Origin of the sequence: Nocardia sp. NPDC004604, from assembly GCF_040609795.1 — a bacterium.
GTDB lineage: Bacteria > Actinomycetota > Actinomycetes > Mycobacteriales > Mycobacteriaceae > Nocardia.
On record NZ_JBEXLC010000088.1, the window covers coordinates 1 to 16,516 of the forward strand.

The following is a 16,516-nucleotide window of genomic DNA, read 5'->3' on the forward strand; positions in this document are numbered from 1 at the left end:
GATCAGGTTCGTGGCTGGTTGGTGGATTTGTTGGTTCGGGAGAGTTGGTAAGGGTGGTGGGTCGGCTGGTTGTGGGATCGTCTCGAGGTTTTGCGCCGTTGCGGGCCGACGGTTTAGGGTCTGCGGGGACGATACACACCGCGCCGTTTTCGCCGACCTACCGGCCAGTAGACGGCCTTGCCGAATGCCGCCGATCCGATGAGGATCAGGACGGTTCAGGCTATGGCGCAGGAGGTAGCAGATGGCAGCACAAGATCTATCCGACAAGACGGTGGTGGTGACCGGCGCCAGCTCGGGCATCGGCGCGGAGGCGGCGGCGAAGCTGGTGGCGCGCGGGGCGACGGTCGCGGTGGTCGGGCGCGCACCGGAGCGCACCGCCGAGGTGGCCGCGCGGGTCGGCGCGGAATCGTTCATCGCCGATTTCGCCCGCTTCGACGACGTCCGCAAGCTCGCCGATCAACTTCTCGATCGCTATCCGCGCATCGATGTGCTGGCCAATAACGCGGGCGGCGCGTGGGCGAAACGCACCGTCACCGATGACGGCAATGAGCTGACCTTCCAGGTCAACCACCTCTCGCCGTTCCTGCTGACCAGCCTGCTGCTGGAGCGGTTGGTGCAGTCGCGGGCCCGGGTCGTCAATACCGCGAGCACGACCTACCGGATGGCGAAGCTGGATCTCGATACCGTCAACGCCTCGACCGGGTCGTTCAACCAGTTGGCCGCCTACAGCACCTCCAAGCTCGCGAATATCGTCTTCACCAGGGAGTTGGCCCGCCGCACCGAGGGCACCGGGCTGGTCACCGCCGCCTTCCATCCCGGCGCGGTCGCCACCCACGTCTACGACAATGCCCCGCTCGGCCTCGGCGCGTTCATTCGCTCCCCGCTGTCGCGGCCATTCTTTATCCGGCCCGATAAGGGCGCGGATCCGCTGGTGCACTTGGCGACAACGCAGGACGACATCAACGGCAAGTACTTCCACCGGCTCGAGCTGGAGCAGCCGCGGAACAGGCAGGCGGTGGATCCGGATCTCGCGCAACGGCTCTGGGTAATGTCCGAGGAGATCACCGGCGTGACGAGTTCGGCGAGGTAGGTCAGCAGTAGGTCAGCGGGCGTCCGCACCGAGTGCGTGACGCCCACCGGCCGCATCCTCGGCTTCGACACCGACGCTGAAGACCTCGCCCGTCATATCGCCGCGGTCGAGTTCGACGATCGCCCGCACCACCTGCTCGGTGGGCACCACCGCGGGAAAGCTGTTGGGCGCGATCGCATTCGCCCGCACGCCGAACTCCTCGAATTCGGCCGCGATATGCCGGGTCAGCTGGTTGAGCGCCGCCTTTGACGCCGCGTAGAGCGCCTGTCCGCCGGGGTACACCCGCGAGCCCGCAATGCTGGAGACATTCACGATATTGCGATTGTGTGCCCGATTCTCATCCAGGGCATGCACCCAGCAACGCTGCGCCAGTCGGGCCGATAACCGCAGCGGCACACCGACATTGACCGCGAAATGCGGTTCGAATTCGTCGAGTGTCGCGTCGCCGTCGACGATGCCGAGCGGTTGAAAGCGGCTGTACGCGGCATTGTTGACCAGCAGATCGACGTGACCGAACCGGGCGAGTGCGAGGTCGACGACGCGCTCGATCGCACCCTCCTCGGTCAGATCCGCCTTGATCACGAAGATTCGCGAACCGTTCTCCGGCACCGGCATTTCCGGCGCCAGGGGGTCGACGAACCACTCCAGCTGCGACGGTGCCGCAGGGGTGCGATTGCGGCACACCGCGATGATGTCGTAATCGGTGTACAGACCGCGGCAGAAGACGTCACCGAGTCCGCCACCGGCTCCGGTCAGCAGACATACCCGGCGTTCAGTGCCACTGCGCAATGCTGTCTCCTCCCCAACGCCGCACCACATCTTCCTTCGGCCGGTGCAGCCACAGCACCACGCTATTGCGCGGCGCAGCATTGCCGCCGACGAAGGTATGCCACGAACGCGGTGTGCATTCGAACAGCAGCAGCGAATTGTCCATCGGCGGAATTGTCAGTGCGGGAATAGGATTCGCACCGAGCTGGTCGAACAGCGCGGTCTCGCCGCCGTCGCCGGGTTGCCAGTCCGGATTGCCGAAGTAGAACAGCACCGCCACCGCGCGCACCGTCTCCCGCGCGAAGACCTCCGGCGACCGCGCGCCGGACTTCAGATCCACCTCCGGATCCACCGTCGTGACCTGGTCGGGACCGGGCGCCGGACCCTTGAACCAGGCCGGATTCAGATCATTGTGCGGCCACCCCCGCGGGCTGCCCGGCGGATGATGGTGCACCGATCCCTCGACATCACCGGTTGTCGCCACGCCGGCGACGCGGGCGATCAGATCGTGCCATTCCCGGGACAGGAACAGCGCCAACGGCCCGTCCCGCAGCCCGGCCAACTGGGCCCCGACCGCACCGTAATCGGCCGCCACCGAACCGAATGCCTCCGGCCGCTCCCGGCGCACCCGCGCCAACTCCTCGGCCAGCCGCCGGTAGAACTCCGGCACGAACACATCCCTGGCATAGATATGCGGAAACGGCTCCACCCGGCGAATCCAGCGCCGATGCGCGAACAGCTCGGCGAACCACTGCGGAACCGCGGACTCAGCTACCCCGGTCAACGTCAAATCCCTCCCGAACGACCATCGCGATCCTAACGGGTACCACCGCCGGCCACGCCTGGGCGTGCGATAGCCGGACCTGGTCCCGGGCGGTGTTCGGCGCTTGCGAAGATCGCCGGATGTGGAACGACCTTCGCGTGTGCTTCATCGGTGATTCGTTCGTCGCGGGTGTCGGCGATCCGCACTGCCTGGGCTGGGTCGGCCGCTTGGCGGCCGAGACCTATGCGACCGGGCAGCCGCTCACCGCCTACAACCTCGGCGTGCGCAGGCAGACCTCGACCGAGATCCTGGACCGCTGGCAGGCCGAATGCACGCCCCGCTTGCCCGACGGATCCGATGCACGCCTGGTCGTCTCGTTCGGCGTCAACGACGCCACGCTGATCGATGGACAACCTCGCGTGGCACCCGAACGATCGGCGGCCAACCTCACCCAACTGCTCGCGCAGGCGGCCGAGCGCGGGCTGCCGGTCCTGATGGTCGCGCCGCCGCCCATCGATGACGCCGAGCACAATGCCAGGACCGCCGGGCTCGACGAACGCTTCGCCGCCATCTGCGCGGCCGCCGCAGTCCCCTACGTCCCCGCCCATCAGCCATTGCGCGACAGCGCGGTGTGGATGCGCGAGGTGCGTGCGGGTGACGGTGCGCATCCAGGTGGGGCCGGATACGACGAGCTGGCCGCGATCATCCGTCCGCACTGGCGAGAGTGGTTGGCGTGCTGATCTGAGCCCTTGGCTGCTCGTCGTCTGGATGCGTGACGGTGCGGTCTGGATGCGCGAGGTGCGTGCGGGTGACGGTGCGCATCCGGGTGCGGCCGGGTATGACGAGCTGGCCGCGATCATCGGTTCGCACTGGCGAGAGTGGTTGGCGTGCTGATCTGAGCCCTTGGCTGCTCGTCGTCCGGATGCGCGACGGTGCGGTGTGGATGCGCGAGGTGCGCGCGGGTGGCCGCGCGCATCCGGGTGCTGCGGCCGGGTACGACGAGCTGGCCCCATTCATCGGTCCGCATTCACCGGTTCGCACTGGCGAGAGGTTGGCGCGCTGACCTGAGCCCCAGGGGCTGCTCGTCGTCCGGATGATCATCTACAAAAGCGATGACAGAATTGTCTGAGACAGTCATGTCTTAGATTGCTTGGCAGCGTGTCCGGGCAGGTCAGGGCGTCGTATGGATCAGCCGACCGACATATGTCGCGCGGCCTGCTCGGCTCGCTTGCGCCGCGCCACCGCCAGGTCGACCGGTGCCGCGCCCTCCTCGGCGGGCCGGGTGACCAACTCGTGCAGCGTCGGATGCCAGCGGCCGACCTCGTCGCGGAACGAGCCCTCGGTCTCCAACTGGCCGATCGCGCCGACCAGCGTGAGCATCGAGCGTGCGAACGGTGTGTAGTGCGCGGGCATGGTCGCCTGCCGCAGCGCGTTGGACAGCCGCGGGTTCGTCACGCGCAATACCTGTTTGCGCAGCCAGCGCGTGGTGAACCGATAGGTCGGGTGCTGGAAGGGTTCGATGCACGGCACCATCATGTTGAACAGGTCCTCGGCATCGAGTGTGCGACCCGGTTCGCAGAAGCCGTGCCGTCGGGCCGCCGCCTCCAGATCCGTTGGCCCGCCGTTGAACAACGCATCGCAATAGTCGAACGCCCACTCCTCGAAACCCTCGGCGGGCCACGGCGTACATGCCCCGAAGTCGACGATGCCGAGTCGCCCGTCCGGCAGCACCCGGAAATTGCCCGGGTGCGGATCGCCGTAGAGCAGACCGCTGCGGATCCAACTGGAGGCCATGAACCGGACCAGTTGCATGCCCACCCGATCACGTTCGGCGCGCGTACCTGCGGCGACAATGCGCGGCAGCGGTGTGCCGTCGAGCCATTCGGTGATGAGCACATCGCCGCGCTGCTCGACCACGCGCGGAATATAGAAATCCGGATCGTCGGCATAGGCCGCTGCGAAGGCCCGCTGATGGTCGGCCTCGGCGGCGTAGTCGAGTTCGTCGAGCACGCAGGCGCAGATCGCCTCGGTCACTCCCTTGACGTCGGCGCCGGGCACGAAAACCGTTGCCAGCGTGGACATGCGGCGCAGCTGGTCCAGATCGTTCGCGACCGCCTGCTTACCGCCGGGATACATCACCTTCACTGCGACGGGTGTGCCGTCGCGCCAGACCGCGCGGTGCACCTGCCCCAGCGATGCCGCGGCCGCGCGCCGATCGTCGAATTCCCGGAAGTGCCAACGCCAGTTCTCGCCCATACTGGCGGCCATCGCCGCGTGTACCGAGCGCGGCAGCATCGCGGGCGCGGAATCCTGCAATTGGCTCAGCGCGATCTTGTACGGCTCAGCGAGCTCGCGCGGCAGTGCGAGTTCGTAAATGGCGAGCAGCTGACCGAGTTTCGTCGCGCAGCCCTTCAGCTCGCCGAGTACCTCGAAAATGTGCTGGGCGGTGCGCATTTGAATTTCGCGATCGACCTCACCGGCCGATCTGCCCATCGCGCGCTTGCCGACCCCCGCGGCCTGCCGACCCGCGAAGGCGACCGGAATTGCCGCCAGTTTGGCATTGCGAACTGCCGTGCGAACTGGGGGTTTGCCATGGGGATTCGGCGCGAACAGGCGTGCGCGTCTAGTAGTCGAACTCTCGGTCGGCCGACCGCTGCCACGCTGAATGGTCATGACTCACCTCACACCGCACGCTGACCAGTGTTACCCAGGTGCAGTCTCGCACAGGAGGGCTTAGACTGTCTGGGACGTATTCGGAACCGAGTCGAAAGGTGGCATCTCGATGGGATCCCAGACGGTAGTCGCCGACGTTGCCGATGAGCTGGCACGCCGGGTTGCCGCGGGGGAGTATCAGCCAGGGGATTTGATGCCGTCGGTCCGGCAGGTCGCGGAGGAGTTCGATATGAACCGCGCGACCGCACAGCTGACCCTCGGTCGGCTGGAATCGTATGGATTCGTCGAGGCGCGACGCGGCAAGGGGTTCACCATCCGTGATGTCCGTGAGGCGGGCGGCATCGATGTGTATCGGCACCTCTTCCGTTTCTCGATTCCGATGCCGGATGTGGCCATCGAGATGTTCCGCGACATCGTCGAGGTGGAGCGCGGCATCGTCATGGAGGCGCTGCTCGCCTACACCGGCAGCGAACAGGAGATCGACCCGGCCGAACTCAAGGCCGAGATCGATGAACTGGAATCGCTTGCCCGACAGGAGGTTCCCGACTTCCGCCAGATTCTGGCCATCGAGGTCGGACTGGTCCGCCGCCTGCTCACCGCACTCGGACTGAGTATGCAGCGTGCGATCGTGAACTCCATCGGCGAGATGGTGCTCGACGTACCCGAGGCCGTCGAGGCCTTCTTCGCGGGCGCTGCCGATCTGCATGTATTGGTATGGCGTGCGCTGGTCGCGGTATGGGACTCCGGTTCCGGTCCGTCCGATGCGCAGCTCGCGCTGTTCGAGGATCTGTTCGGGCTGTACCACGAGAAGGTGATCGCCCGCTTCGAGGAGCTGCTCGACACCGCGGCCGACGGTCATGAGGATGCGGCGCACGCGGCGACGGCCTGATCGCCCCGGCTGCCCCGGATTCCCCTGTCTGAGCCATTGCTGGCCCAATTGTGCTCGATGCCGCCGAGGGGTGCGGTGTCGCGGCAGCTGGGTAAGATCACCCCAGCTGCTAGCTGTCTGAGACATTAGGGTAGATGGCGCGGACAGGGGACGGCTATGGCAGTAAAGGATGGGCGTGCCACGCGGTGAGATCACTGACTCGTTGATCAACCGGGCGCCGATACGATGCTCGCCGAACTGTCGGGCACCCATTGACGGGAGCGTGTCACCGAATCCGAGGATGCGCCGGTTGGCGCGGAAGGCATCGGCAAGGTACGCCGCGCACAACGACGAGGTTGCTTAGGCTGCCAACCGATTCCCTTTCCGCGAGTGACCGGAAGTGCTCTATGACATCCATACCGATCCTGCCGCGCCGCTGGACCATTGCCGATATCGCGGATCAGTCCGGAAGGACCGTGCTGGTCACCGGCGCGAACAGCGGTCTCGGCCTGCGTACCGCCGAGGCATTGGCGGCCAAGGGTGCACATGTGCTGCTGGCCTGCCGAAACCAAGTGAAGGCGACCGCCGCGCTGGATGCCGTCACCGCGATCGCCGCCGGGCCGAAACCCGAAGTGCTGCCGCTGGATCTGGCCGATCTGGCTTCGGTCCGGCAGGCCGCGGCAAAGATCAACGACACCATCGACCGGGTCGATCTGCTGATCAATAATGCGGGCGTCATGGCGGTGCCGCGCTCGCGCACCGCCGACGGGTTCGATGCCCAATTCGGCACCAACCACCTCGGGCACTTCGCCTTCACCGGCGCCATCCTGCCCGCACTCCTGCGCGCCGAACGGCCGCGGGTGGTGACCGTATCCTCGGTGGCCGCATGGGGTGGCGCGATCAACTGGCTCGATCCCAACTGGGAGCGGCTCTACCTGCGCTGGCCTGCATACTGCCAGTCCAAACTGGCCAATCTGCTCTTCACCGCCGAACTCGATCGCCGGGCCCGGGCGGCCGGGACCGCCCTGCACGCCGTTGCCGCACATCCGGGTCTATCGGCGACCCGTCTCTACGCCCGCAACGGTGAGAAGGGGGTGGGCGGCCTCTTGGCCGCGATCCCGCAGACGATCCTGTTCGCGATCGCCCAGTCCGACCGGATGGGCGCGCTGCCGCAGCTATATGCCGCGACGGTGCCGGATCTGCGCGGAAACTCCTATGTGGGACCGGGATTCGAACTGGCGGGATATCCACGGCGGGCTCTGCGCAATCCCATGGCCTACAGCCGCTGGACCGCGCGCAGGCTGTGGCAGCTCAGTGAACAGCTCACCGGCGTGCGATACGACTTCTCGGCGACCTGATTTCGTCGCCCGAAGCTCGTGCGGGAGGAGGACGCCATACGATTCGCTGGGCCGCACCTGCGCGCCCGTCGGACTCGGCTCGGGGCGCTGTCGCAGCGGTGGCGGAAATCCTCAGGATGCAGCGGCAATAGGGGGCGGCGTTATCGAGCTGAATCGAAACCTATTGCCTTTCGGCGATGGTGGCACGTCGCCCAAGCTCGAGCGCCAGGGCGACGGCACCGATCCGACTGCTAGAGCTCGCTATTGAGCTTGTTCAGGCGGTCACACGCTTCCACGTACTCGTTGATCAGCCGCGCGATCACATCGGCGGAGCGCTCCACCTTGTTCATCATGCCGACGACCTGGCCGACCGGGTTGAAGTTCACGTCCTTGGCCGCTTCCGGGTAGCGGTGTCCGCGCTTGACGCCATCCAGGGCAACCATCATCTGCAGCGGCATGGGCAGCGGGTCCGGAGTCTCCGGCGCCTCCCAGGCCTCGGTCCAGTCGTTCTTGAGCATGCGGCACGGCTTGCCGGTCCAGGACCGCGACCGCACGGTGTCGTGGCTGGAGGCATCGATATAGGTCTGCATCTGCGCGGGCGGCACATTCGCCTCCTCGACGGTCAGCCACAGCGAGCCGGTCCACGCGCCCGCCGCGCCCATTGCCATGGCCGCGGCGACCTGACGGCCATTGCCGACACCACCGGCGGCCAGCGCTGGCATATCGCCGATCGCATCGATCACCTGCGGCCAGAGCACCAGCGAGGAGATCTCACCGCAGTGGCCGCCGCCTTCGGTGCCCTGCATGACCACGAAGTCCAGCCCGGCCCGCTTGTGGTTGAGCGCGTGCTTGACCGACCCGCAGAGCGCGCCGATGAGGCGCCCGGAATCCTGGATCTGCTTGATCACATCGTCCGGCGGGGTGCCCAGGGCATTGGCGACCAGCTTGGCCTTGGGATGGCGCAGGATCACCTCGATCTGCGGTGCGACGGTCGTCGCGGTCCAGCCGAGCAGCTGGTTGTGATGCTCCTCTTCGGGCAGGTGCGGCACCTTGTGGTCATTGAGGATCTTCTCGGCGAAATCCCGGTGGCCCTGCGGAACCAGTTCCGCCAGTTTGGCTTCCAGCTGTTCCGGGGTCAGATCGTCGATGCCCTTGCCCTCGTATTTGGACGGAATGACGAGGTCGACACCGTAGACGCCGTGCACATGCTCATCGAGCCACGCGAGTTCGACCTCCAGTTGTTCGGCGGTGAAGCCGACCGCACCGAGCACGCCGAGACCACCGGCATTGCTGACCGCGGCCGCCACATCGCGGCAATGGGTGAAGGCGAAAATGGGGAATTCGATCCCCAGCCGGTCGCAGATTTCGGTACGCATGGCGTGCTGGTCTCCCTACTCGCCCCGCAGCCGGAGCGACCGGCCGAGGAGTGCTGGAACGGGTTACATATTTGGTCGCTGGCCCGCGCCGCCGATTCGACCGCCTACCGCAGATATCGCCATGACGCGATGACGGCTTCGGCAGCAGGCGCGGGCGCCTGAAATCGAATGTAACACGTTCTAGTTTCTTTGGGGATAGCCGTTTCAGACGGCCGCCTGTTCCAGGTCGCTGAGCGAGTTCTCCAGGTGGTCCAACAGGCTGCGCAGGCGCGGCACGCTGCGGCGGCAGCCGACGAGTCCGAAGTCCAGGTTGTCGCCATTGGTGGTGAGGGTGATGTTCACGGCCTGTCCGTCGAACGGGATCGACATCGGGTAGGAGGCGTCGAGGCGGGCGCCGTTCCAGTACTGCGGATCCTTGGGGCCGGGGACATTGGAGATGACGATATTGAACGGCGGATTGGCCAGCGACAGCATGCCCGGTAGGAAGGTCAGGGCCAGCGGGCTGAGCATCAGACCGGACAGTGCCATCGTCTGTATCGGCGAGAGCGAGTTGTAGACCTCTTTGCTGCGGCGCATCGATTCGCTCACCACGCGCAGCCGTTCGATCGGATCGGCGATATCGGTGCCGAGGTTGCACAGGATTGCGCCGACCTTCACGCCGCTGGTCTCGGCGGTATCGTCATCGGCCCGCAGCGAGATCGGGACCATGGCGATCAATGGCTTGTCGGGCAACGCATGCTGTTCGATCAGGTACTCGCGCAGCGCACCGGCCGACATCGCGAGCACCACATCATTGACGGTGGTGCCGGTGGCCTTCTTAACCTGTTTGACGCGTTCCAGCGGCCAGGACCGCACCGCGCAGCGCCGGGCGCCGCCGATCGGCACATTGAACATCGAGCGCGGCGCATCGAACGGCATGGTCAGCTGCTGTTGCAGCAGCGCGGCGCGGGCCGCCCGGAGTGCGGCCGGAGCGGAATTGGCCGCCGACAAGAGATTTCGCGCGATCCCGCCGAACAGGGACCCGGACGGTTCGGGCGCGCGCCGCGCACGAGGCAGATTCCACGGCACGCGCATTTCGTTCGCCGCGGGGTCGTCGGTGAGTGTGCGCTGCAACAGCCGCTGTGCGGCGACACCGTCGATCAGCGCGTGGTGCATCTTCGAGTAGATGGCGAAGCGGCCGTCGCTCAGCCCCTCCACCAGGTGGATCTCCCACAGCGGGCGGTGCCGGTCGAGCAGGGCGCTGTGCAGCTCGGAGGCCAGCTCGAGCAATTGGTCGAAGCGCCCCGGACTCGGCAGCGCCGACCGGCGCAGATGATAGGCGAGTTCGATGTCCTCGGCCTGCGTCCACGCCAGCTGCGGTGTGCCGAGCCAATTCGCGGGTTGTTTGCGGAAGGTGGGGTGGAATTCGGTGTCCGCCAACAACTTCTCGTGAATTACCCGGGCGTAGTCGGGCCCGGCGTCTTCCGGCGTCTCGAACAGCTGCAGTGAACCGACATGCATCGGGTGCTCGCGGGATTCGGCCAGCAGAAATACGGCATCGATCGGAGAAATGAGCTCCATTGGTGAGTCGCCCCCTGACGACGGTGTGGTGTGGAGGTCTTGAACAAGCGGTATCGACCACGATGTCGGAAGGGCTCGCGCAGCCATGTCCCCTGCGCGGTGGCCTCAACCTTACTGAAAGGTCCGGATCGGCGTCCGCCGAATCAGTGATCCTTGACCAGCAGCAAGTAGCCCTGGCGACCCCGCTCGCCGGGATCCGGTTCCCGTACCAGCCGGGCGGTCGCCGTGAAACCGGCCTGGTCGGCCAGTGCGGCGAGCCGATCGGGCGACCAGCGGTAGGAGCGAATCACCTTGTGGTCGTACGGTTCCACATCCTCGACAGCGGCGGCTTGGAAGCCGAGCAGCGCGTGCCCTCCGTTTTCGAGTACCCGATGGAACTCCGTCAACACCGCGGGAATCCGCTCGGGTGGCAGATGGATGAACGAGTACCACGCGAGGACGCCCGCGAGGGTACCGTCGGCGAGGTCGAGGTGTTCGAGCGAACCCTCGCCGAAGGTCAGTTCCGGATGTCGCGCTCGCGCGTGTGCGATCAGCCGCGGTGACAGGTCGATGCCGAAGATATCCAGTCCGAGCCCCGCCAGGTGCGCGGTCAGTCGGCCCTCGCCACATCCGAGGTCGGCGACCCGACCAGAACCGTTGGCCCGCACCAGTTCCGCGAATACGCCGAGCATGGCGCGGTCGAACGGCTGGGACTCGAGGTGCCCGATGGCGAATTCGGCGTATTGGTCCGCGAGGTCGTCGTAGGCGGTGCGGGTCTGCGCCACATCGGCGTAATCGGTGCGTGCCATCCGGCCATCATTCCACCGCGGGGCGCCGCGACGGCAGACGGCGCAGCAGGTGGTCGAGTCGCAGCGCGGTATCGCAGGTAGCGAGTATCGCGGTGCCGCCCGCGACGACGAGCACACCGTAGGAAGACATTTCATCGAAACCCACCGATGTCCACATCGCCGCCGCGAAGGCGATCAGAACCGCGGTTGCGAGGCGTGCGGTGGATTTCGCCGCGATGCCGAGGATCAGACCGATGGCGATCAGGGTTTCCAGCGCCGTCGCGACTGCGGCCAGGGTTGGTACGGACCAGTCCAGCGCCTGGGGTACCAAGGTCCGGGTGTAGTCGACGAACGCCGAATAGCTGCCCCAGGAAACGTCTTTCGTGCCCGGCGCGCCGAGTAGTCCGAACCGGTCTGCGACCGATCCGGCGAACAAGGCGCCCAACAAAATTCGCACCGCGGTATCGATAGCCACGAATCGGGCCGCGCTCACGGTCAGCACCGCGACGCTCACCAGAACGACGGCGGTGATCGATCCAACGGATCCGTCCGCGAATATCAGCCAGCCGGATTCGATCACCAGGGCCAGTGCCGAGAGCCCGACGACAGCCTGTCCAGTCATGTGCACCATCCAAAGTAGTAAGGTCCCTGACTAAAGATACGAAGGAGTCGAAGAATGGTCAAGAGCCTGACTAATCCGCTGGCCGATCGGCCGCCGCCGCTCGGGAATCTGCTCAGCGCCGCGGCGAGAACGCTTGCGGCCGAACTGGATGCGGGTTTGGCCGCGGCCGGATTCGCTGACCTGCGCGCCGCGCACACGCCGGTATTCCAGGTGATCGATCCCGAGGGCACCCGGCTGATCGACCTGGCGGCGCGGGCGGGCATGACCAAACAGGCGATGGGCGAACTCGTGCGGCACCTGGAATCGCGCGGTTATGTCGAGGTGGCTCCCGACCCGACCGATCGGCGCGCACGGCTGGTGCGCCTGACTCTGCTGGGCCGGTCCGTGCTGGCGGCCGGACTCGATGTGGTCGCGCGATTCGACGCGCATCTCGACGCGATAATCGGTGCGGCCGAAGTGGTTCGGCTGCGCGATGTGCTGATGAAGATCATCGGTGGTGCGGGTCTGACCTTCAGTGCGGGCGCGACCGAGGTGATGCGCACCGAATGAGCGCGGGACTCACACCTGACTCGGCGATTGCGGCACCGGCGTCGAAACCGGCTGCTCGGCGGCGCGGGCGCGCGCGGTGCCGAGTATCGAGCCGAGGATGACCAGCGGGAAGCCGATGCCCATGCCGATTGTCAGCGGCTCGTCCAGCAGGGTCACCCCGAGCAGGATGGCGACTGCCGGATTGATATAGGTGATGACGGTGGCGCGGGCCGGGCCGACCTCGCTGATCAGCGCGAAGAAGACCAGGAACGCCGCGGCCGTGCAGATGACGGCGAGGCCGAGCACCGACCACGACGCGTCGGCGGTGAAGTGTGCCGGCCAGCGCCATGCCGCGAACGGTGCGTAGATCACCGCCGCGAGGATCAGTGATCCGGTGACCACGCCGAGCGGCGGCAGGTCGGCGAGTGCGCGATTGATAATGATCGGGCCGACGGCATACCCGATGGTGGTCAGCCCGATCGCGCCGATGGCCGCGGGCTGCGCCAGGTCGATATCGAAGCCGACCAGCGCCGCCACCCCGGCGAAGCCGACGATCAGGCCGACGGTGCGGCGCGCGTCGAAGCGGTCGTGCCCGAGTTTGGTCACGATGACCACCGCGATCAGCGGTACCGCGGCGATCAGCAGGCCGACCGTCGAACTGTTCAATGTGGTCTCGGCGAAGCCGATGAGCAGCCACGGGCCGGTGATCTCGACCAGGGTGTACAGCAGCAGCGGACGCCAGCGGCGGAATACCGGTGCCAGCGCCTTGGTGTAGAGCGCAATCGGCAGCAGGATCAGCGCGCCGAGGAAGGTCCGGCCGAAGGCCACCGCGATCGGGTCGAAATCCTCGACGGCGATCCGGATCATTGCGTAGGGCACGCCCCAGATGACGCCCATTGCCAAGAACAACACCCAGCCACGCCTGGTCATCGTGGGACCTCCGATCCATTTCTCGCACCGGAGCATATATGGGTTCATCCCATGATTCGAGGGCAAGTGTTGCCGGTCGAGCCAGTGGAACCGGGGGCTCGACGGCAGCCCGCGGCATCGGATTCAATCAGACAGCCGCGCAACAGTTTCGGCCGTCCGACGACAGGTTGTCGTAACGAGGCCGGTCCGGTTCTCGATCAACTGGTCGGGCCGATGGGTATTCGGGTCCGGGCCCGAACGAAGGAATGGGTGTTGAACCGTCCAACGAAACGCGTGGTGCTGGCGGCGATTGCGGTATTGCTCGGTCTCGGTGCGATTCCCGCGCATGCGGAGCCGAATACCGGCTCCGGAACGGGATCGACGCAGCCCGCCATTGTGCTGCCGTCATCGGTGCAGTCGCCGGATGGTTCGTTCATCGAGAAGGTCGAGGCCAAGGACGCCCGCAACGTTCGGCTCTACATCCATTCCGCCGCAATGAATTCGACGATCCCGGTCGATGTGCTGCGACCGACCGACACCTCGGTGCCGCGCCCGACGCTTTATCTGCTGAACGGCGCCGGCGGCGGGCAGGATGATGCGACGTGGAAGCGCAATACCGACGCAATGGAGTTCCTGTCGGACAAGAACGTCAATGTGGTCAATGTCATCGGCGGGCACTGGAGCTTCTACGCGGATTGGATCGCGCCGGATCCGGTGCTCGGCACCAATAAATGGGTGACCTTTTTCACCGAGGAACTGCCGCCGTTGATCGATACCGCGCTCGGCACGAATGGTGTCAATGCCATTGCGGGACTGTCGATGGCGGGCACCTCGGTGCTCAATTTCGAAATCGCCAAGCCCGGCTTCTACCGCAGCGTCGCGGTCTACAGCGGGATCGCCCAGACCAGTGACCCGATCGGTCAGCGCATGGTCAAAGTGACCGTGGAGACCTACGGCGGTGGCGATACGCGAAATATGTGGGGTCCGTCCGATAGTCCGCTCTGGGCCGCGAACGATCCCATCCGCAATGCCGAAAAGCTGCGCGGACCAAACCTTTTCGTTTCCACCGGAAATGGCATACCCGGTGTCTACGACCAGCCGGGCGGTAAATTCCGGCTGGAGAAGCCCGAGGACAATGCGCAGACGGTCGCGGTCGGCGCGGCGATCGAGGCCGGGGTCAACTGGTCGACGCACAATCTGCAGAACCGGCTCGACCAGCTCGGGATCCCCGCCACCTTCGTCTACCGGGACAGCGGCACCCATTCCTGGGGCTACTGGCAGGAGGATCTGCACACCTCATGGCCGGTTCTGGCGCAGGGACTGTACTCCGCTCCGTAGTCGGGTTCGAGCCGGTTTCGCGGGATGCCCGTTTGGCGGGGCGTTCGACGGGCTGTCAGGCTGGAGGCGTGTCTCAGTCTGAACAGTCGGATGCGACCGAACGCTCAGCCGCCTCTGCGACGCCCAACTACCGTCTGCTCGAACTCGACCACGAGACGGCCCTCGCGAGTGCCGAGGACCGGCTGCAGGATGAGTTCGCGACCATGTTCGCCTTCGAAACGGTGCACCGCTACCTCTACGACTCCTATGACGATTTCGTCGCTCGCTCCACGGTGACGTTGTATCTGCCGACGTTGGCCGAGCGCTTCGGCCGTCAGCGGCTGTACGCGCTGGCGAAGGTGCAGGGCAAGGTCGCCAAATCCAAGCCGACCGTGCTGTTCCTGTGCACCCACAATGCCGGACGTTCGCAGATGGCCCTTGGCATGCTCACCCAGCTGGCGCAGGGGCGAGCGATCGCCTGGTCCGGCGGTTCCGAACCGAGCGCGGCCCTCAACCCGGCCGCGGTCGAGGCGATGGCCGAAATCGGCATCGATATCGCCGACGAATACCCCAAGCCCTGGACCGACGAAATCATCCGCGCCGCCGACGTCATTGTCAGCATGGGCTGCGGCGACATCTGCCCGCTCGTCCCCGGCCCCCGCTATGACGAATGGATCATCGAAGACCCGGCAGGCCTCGGTATCGACGAGGTCCGCCCGATTCGTGACGATATCGCCGCCCGCGTCGAGAACCTCCTCGCCGACCTGGGCCTCTCCTGGGGCGACCGCCCGCACAGTTAGCGAATCCGCCGTGGAGGCGAGAGCGTCATCCGGATCGGATAAACGGACTGCACGCTGGTAATGGCGGAGCGCACGCCGATCTGCTGACGGAACCCTCGGTCGCGGCGATCGTCACTACCCAGGCAGCTTGGCCGCAACCACATCGGTGTACTCGATGGACGGCGGCGCGCTCAGCAGTTCCGGGGCAGCCGCCTGCAGCGCGCCGAGGTATGCGTCGAGATGGGCCTGCCGCCCCGCCTCGTCGAGAAATGCGTCGACGACGCTGAAGGTGGTGGGGCCGAGACGCAGAGCAAGCCAGACGATCGTCGGCTCATCCTGCTGGATCTTGCTCAGCGCCGCCTGCAATGTCGCCTCGAGTTCGTCGGCCCTGTCCGGTTTTGCTTCGATCCGGATCATCACGCCTACCTTGACCATTATGGCTCCTTACAGGCAAAACTTTCGTATCGATCGTTCCGAAATGACGGTAGCAGACATTCGGAACGATCGCTATACAATTGGCGCATGGCCATGGGACGCCCTCGCTCATTCGACCGCGACGCGGTTCTCGAGCGGGCTGTCGACGTCTTCTGGGAACACGGCTACGACGCGGCGTCGATCGCACTGCTGAGCGAGCGCATGGGTATCAGCCCACCCAGCCTGTACACCGCATTCGGTGATAAGCGCACGCTGTTCCTCGAGGCCCTGGACCGCTACCTGCGGACCTACGCCGCTTTCACGACCAGTGCGCTCACCGAGGAACCCACCGCCTACCGCACGATCACGCGCCTACTCGACGAAGCGGCCGGTGCCTACACCCGCGACGATCACCCGCCCGGTTGTCTCCTGATCACCGCCGCGACCAACTGCACACCCCAATCCGCGGATATCCGCGCCCACCTCCGCGATCTCCGCACCGCCGGTCGAGACGCGGTGGAACAGAAGATCGCCGCCGCCATTCGCGCCGGGGAGTTGCCCGCCGATGCTGACGCCCGCGCGGTGGCGACCTTCTATGCGGCTGTCCTGCAAGGCATGTCCGCCCAAGCCCGGGACGGAGCCACCCGCGCCGAACTACGTGAGATCGCCGCGGCGGCGCTGCATGCCTGGCCGCACGTCGCAGCGGGCGGCGACGCCGCGGCCCGTATCGAAAACCGGCGGTGAC

At 66.0% G+C, this 16,516-nt stretch carries 18 protein-coding genes; 9 read left to right on the forward strand and 9 right to left on the reverse strand.

Translation table 11 applies throughout. From position 1 onward, the window contains the following. Positions 1-241 precede the first annotated feature (241 nt). Positions 242-1,090, forward strand: a complete 849-nt coding sequence (locus ABZW16_RS27865; RefSeq protein WP_354959027.1) for an SDR family NAD(P)-dependent oxidoreductase — start codon at positions 242-244, stop codon at positions 1,088-1,090. 12 nt (positions 1,091-1,102) lie between these two features. On the opposite strand, the gene ABZW16_RS27870 is transcribed toward ABZW16_RS27865, so the two are convergent. Both ABZW16_RS27870 and ABZW16_RS27875 read right to left on the reverse strand, forming a co-directional pair. Next, a complete protein-coding gene (locus tag ABZW16_RS27870) occupies positions 1,103-1,879 on the reverse strand; it encodes an SDR family oxidoreductase (protein WP_354959028.1) in 777 nt (258 codons plus the stop codon). Then, positions 1,863-2,642, reverse strand: coding sequence for a 2OG-Fe(II) oxygenase family protein (locus ABZW16_RS27875; RefSeq protein WP_354959029.1), 780 nt, complete (start codon positions 2,640-2,642; stop codon positions 1,863-1,865). The genes ABZW16_RS27870 and ABZW16_RS27875 overlap by 17 nt, the downstream gene beginning before the upstream one ends. Before the next feature lie 119 nt (positions 2,643-2,761). Between ABZW16_RS27875 and ABZW16_RS27880 the strand changes: the two genes are divergently transcribed. Both ABZW16_RS27880 and ABZW16_RS27885 read left to right on the forward strand, forming a co-directional pair. Next, positions 2,762-3,361, forward strand: a complete 600-nt coding sequence (locus tag ABZW16_RS27880) for a GDSL-type esterase/lipase family protein (RefSeq protein WP_354959030.1) — start codon at positions 2,762-2,764, stop codon at positions 3,359-3,361. A 28-nt stretch (positions 3,362-3,389) separates the two neighbouring features. Further along, on the forward strand, positions 3,390-3,515 hold the full coding sequence (locus ABZW16_RS27885) for a hypothetical protein (RefSeq protein ID WP_354959031.1): 126 nt from the start codon (positions 3,390-3,392) through the stop codon (positions 3,513-3,515). 294 nt (positions 3,516-3,809) lie between these two features. Here the strand turns inward: ABZW16_RS27885 and ABZW16_RS27890 are convergent, their stop codons facing one another. Further along, positions 3,810-5,294 (reverse strand): AarF/ABC1/UbiB kinase family protein, encoded by a 1,485-nt coding sequence (locus ABZW16_RS27890; RefSeq protein WP_354959032.1) that lies wholly within the window; start codon positions 5,292-5,294, stop codon positions 3,810-3,812. Positions 5,295-5,403: 109 nt separating this feature from the next. Between ABZW16_RS27890 and ABZW16_RS27895 the strand changes: the two genes are divergently transcribed. Next, complete coding sequence (locus ABZW16_RS27895) at positions 5,404-6,183, forward strand: GntR family transcriptional regulator (protein WP_354959033.1); 780 nt, start codon at positions 5,404-5,406, stop codon at positions 6,181-6,183. A gap of 386 nt (positions 6,184-6,569) precedes the next feature. Further along, positions 6,570-7,520 (forward strand): oxidoreductase, encoded by a 951-nt coding sequence (locus tag ABZW16_RS27900; protein ID WP_354959034.1) that lies wholly within the window; start codon positions 6,570-6,572, stop codon positions 7,518-7,520. Positions 7,521-7,750: 230 nt separating this feature from the next. Here ABZW16_RS27900 and ABZW16_RS27905 read toward each other — a convergent pair whose 3' ends face one another. From ABZW16_RS27905 to ABZW16_RS27920, 4 genes are all read right to left on the reverse strand, one after another. Next, positions 7,751-8,875 (reverse strand): nitronate monooxygenase family protein, encoded by a 1,125-nt coding sequence (locus ABZW16_RS27905; RefSeq protein ID WP_354959035.1) that lies wholly within the window; start codon positions 8,873-8,875, stop codon positions 7,751-7,753. Positions 8,876-9,079: 204 nt separating this feature from the next. After that, a complete protein-coding gene (locus tag ABZW16_RS27910; protein ID WP_354959036.1) occupies positions 9,080-10,435 on the reverse strand; it encodes a wax ester/triacylglycerol synthase family O-acyltransferase in 1,356 nt (451 codons plus the stop codon). Between the two features lie 143 nt (positions 10,436-10,578). Then, positions 10,579-11,223 (reverse strand): methyltransferase domain-containing protein, encoded by a 645-nt coding sequence (locus ABZW16_RS27915; RefSeq protein ID WP_354959037.1) that lies wholly within the window; start codon positions 11,221-11,223, stop codon positions 10,579-10,581. Positions 11,224-11,230: 7 nt separating this feature from the next. Then, positions 11,231-11,824 carry a hypothetical protein gene (locus tag ABZW16_RS27920; RefSeq protein WP_354959038.1) on the reverse strand — a complete coding sequence of 198 codons (594 nt, stop codon included), beginning with the start codon at positions 11,822-11,824 and terminating at the stop codon, positions 11,231-11,233. A 54-nt stretch (positions 11,825-11,878) separates the two neighbouring features. Here ABZW16_RS27920 and ABZW16_RS27925 point away from each other — a divergent pair, with 54 nt between their 5' ends. Then, complete coding sequence (locus ABZW16_RS27925; protein ID WP_354959039.1) at positions 11,879-12,373, forward strand: MarR family winged helix-turn-helix transcriptional regulator; 495 nt, start codon at positions 11,879-11,881, stop codon at positions 12,371-12,373. Positions 12,374-12,382: 9 nt separating this feature from the next. On the opposite strand, the gene ABZW16_RS27930 is transcribed toward ABZW16_RS27925, so the two are convergent. Next, entirely contained in the window at positions 12,383-13,282 is a 900-nt protein-coding gene (locus ABZW16_RS27930; RefSeq protein WP_354959040.1) for a DMT family transporter, read from the reverse strand. Between the two features lie 372 nt (positions 13,283-13,654). Between ABZW16_RS27930 and ABZW16_RS27935 the strand changes: the two genes are divergently transcribed. Next, positions 13,655-14,599: an alpha/beta hydrolase family protein gene (locus tag ABZW16_RS27935; protein WP_354959061.1), complete on the forward strand. Its 945-nt coding sequence runs from the start codon at positions 13,655-13,657 to the stop codon at positions 14,597-14,599. A 134-nt stretch (positions 14,600-14,733) separates the two neighbouring features. Continuing rightward, positions 14,734-15,378 (forward strand): arsenate reductase ArsC, encoded by a 645-nt coding sequence (locus tag ABZW16_RS27940; protein WP_354959062.1) that lies wholly within the window; start codon positions 14,734-14,736, stop codon positions 15,376-15,378. Between the two features lie 114 nt (positions 15,379-15,492). Here the strand turns inward: ABZW16_RS27940 and ABZW16_RS27945 are convergent, their stop codons facing one another. Next, complete coding sequence (locus ABZW16_RS27945) at positions 15,493-15,792, reverse strand: antibiotic biosynthesis monooxygenase (RefSeq protein WP_354959041.1); 300 nt, start codon at positions 15,790-15,792, stop codon at positions 15,493-15,495. Between the two features lie 87 nt (positions 15,793-15,879). Between ABZW16_RS27945 and ABZW16_RS27950 the strand changes: the two genes are divergently transcribed. After that, positions 15,880-16,515, forward strand: a complete 636-nt coding sequence (locus ABZW16_RS27950; RefSeq protein WP_354959042.1) for a TetR/AcrR family transcriptional regulator — start codon at positions 15,880-15,882, stop codon at positions 16,513-16,515. The last annotated feature ends 1 nt before the right edge of the window (position 16,516 follow it).

Coding starts and splice junctions, on each gene's coding strand:
- ABZW16_RS27925 (WP_354959039.1), top strand. CDS start 11,879: ATGGTCAAGAGCCTGACTAATCCGCTGGCCGATCGGCCGCCGCCGCTC.
- ABZW16_RS27890 (WP_354959032.1), bottom strand. CDS start 5,294: ATGACCATTCAGCGTGGCAGCGGTCGGCCGACCGAGAGTTCGACTACT.
- ABZW16_RS27945 (WP_354959041.1), bottom strand. CDS start 15,792: ATGGTCAAGGTAGGCGTGATGATCCGGATCGAAGCAAAACCGGACAGG.
- ABZW16_RS27910 (WP_354959036.1), bottom strand. CDS start 10,435: ATGGAGCTCATTTCTCCGATCGATGCCGTATTTCTGCTGGCCGAATCC.
- ABZW16_RS27920 (WP_354959038.1), bottom strand. CDS start 11,824: ATGACTGGACAGGCTGTCGTCGGGCTCTCGGCACTGGCCCTGGTGATC.
- ABZW16_RS27930 (WP_354959040.1), bottom strand. CDS start 13,282: ATGACCAGGCGTGGCTGGGTGTTGTTCTTGGCAATGGGCGTCATCTGG.
- ABZW16_RS27950 (WP_354959042.1), top strand. CDS start 15,880: ATGGCCATGGGACGCCCTCGCTCATTCGACCGCGACGCGGTTCTCGAG.
- ABZW16_RS27885 (WP_354959031.1), top strand. CDS start 3,390: ATGCGTGACGGTGCGGTCTGGATGCGCGAGGTGCGTGCGGGTGACGGT.
- ABZW16_RS27900 (WP_354959034.1), top strand. CDS start 6,570: ATGACATCCATACCGATCCTGCCGCGCCGCTGGACCATTGCCGATATC.
- ABZW16_RS27915 (WP_354959037.1), bottom strand. CDS start 11,223: ATGGCACGCACCGATTACGCCGATGTGGCGCAGACCCGCACCGCCTAC.
- ABZW16_RS27905 (WP_354959035.1), bottom strand. CDS start 8,875: ATGCGTACCGAAATCTGCGACCGGCTGGGGATCGAATTCCCCATTTTC.
- ABZW16_RS27865 (WP_354959027.1), top strand. CDS start 242: ATGGCAGCACAAGATCTATCCGACAAGACGGTGGTGGTGACCGGCGCC.
- ABZW16_RS27880 (WP_354959030.1), top strand. CDS start 2,762: ATGTGGAACGACCTTCGCGTGTGCTTCATCGGTGATTCGTTCGTCGCG.
- ABZW16_RS27895 (WP_354959033.1), top strand. CDS start 5,404: ATGGGATCCCAGACGGTAGTCGCCGACGTTGCCGATGAGCTGGCACGC.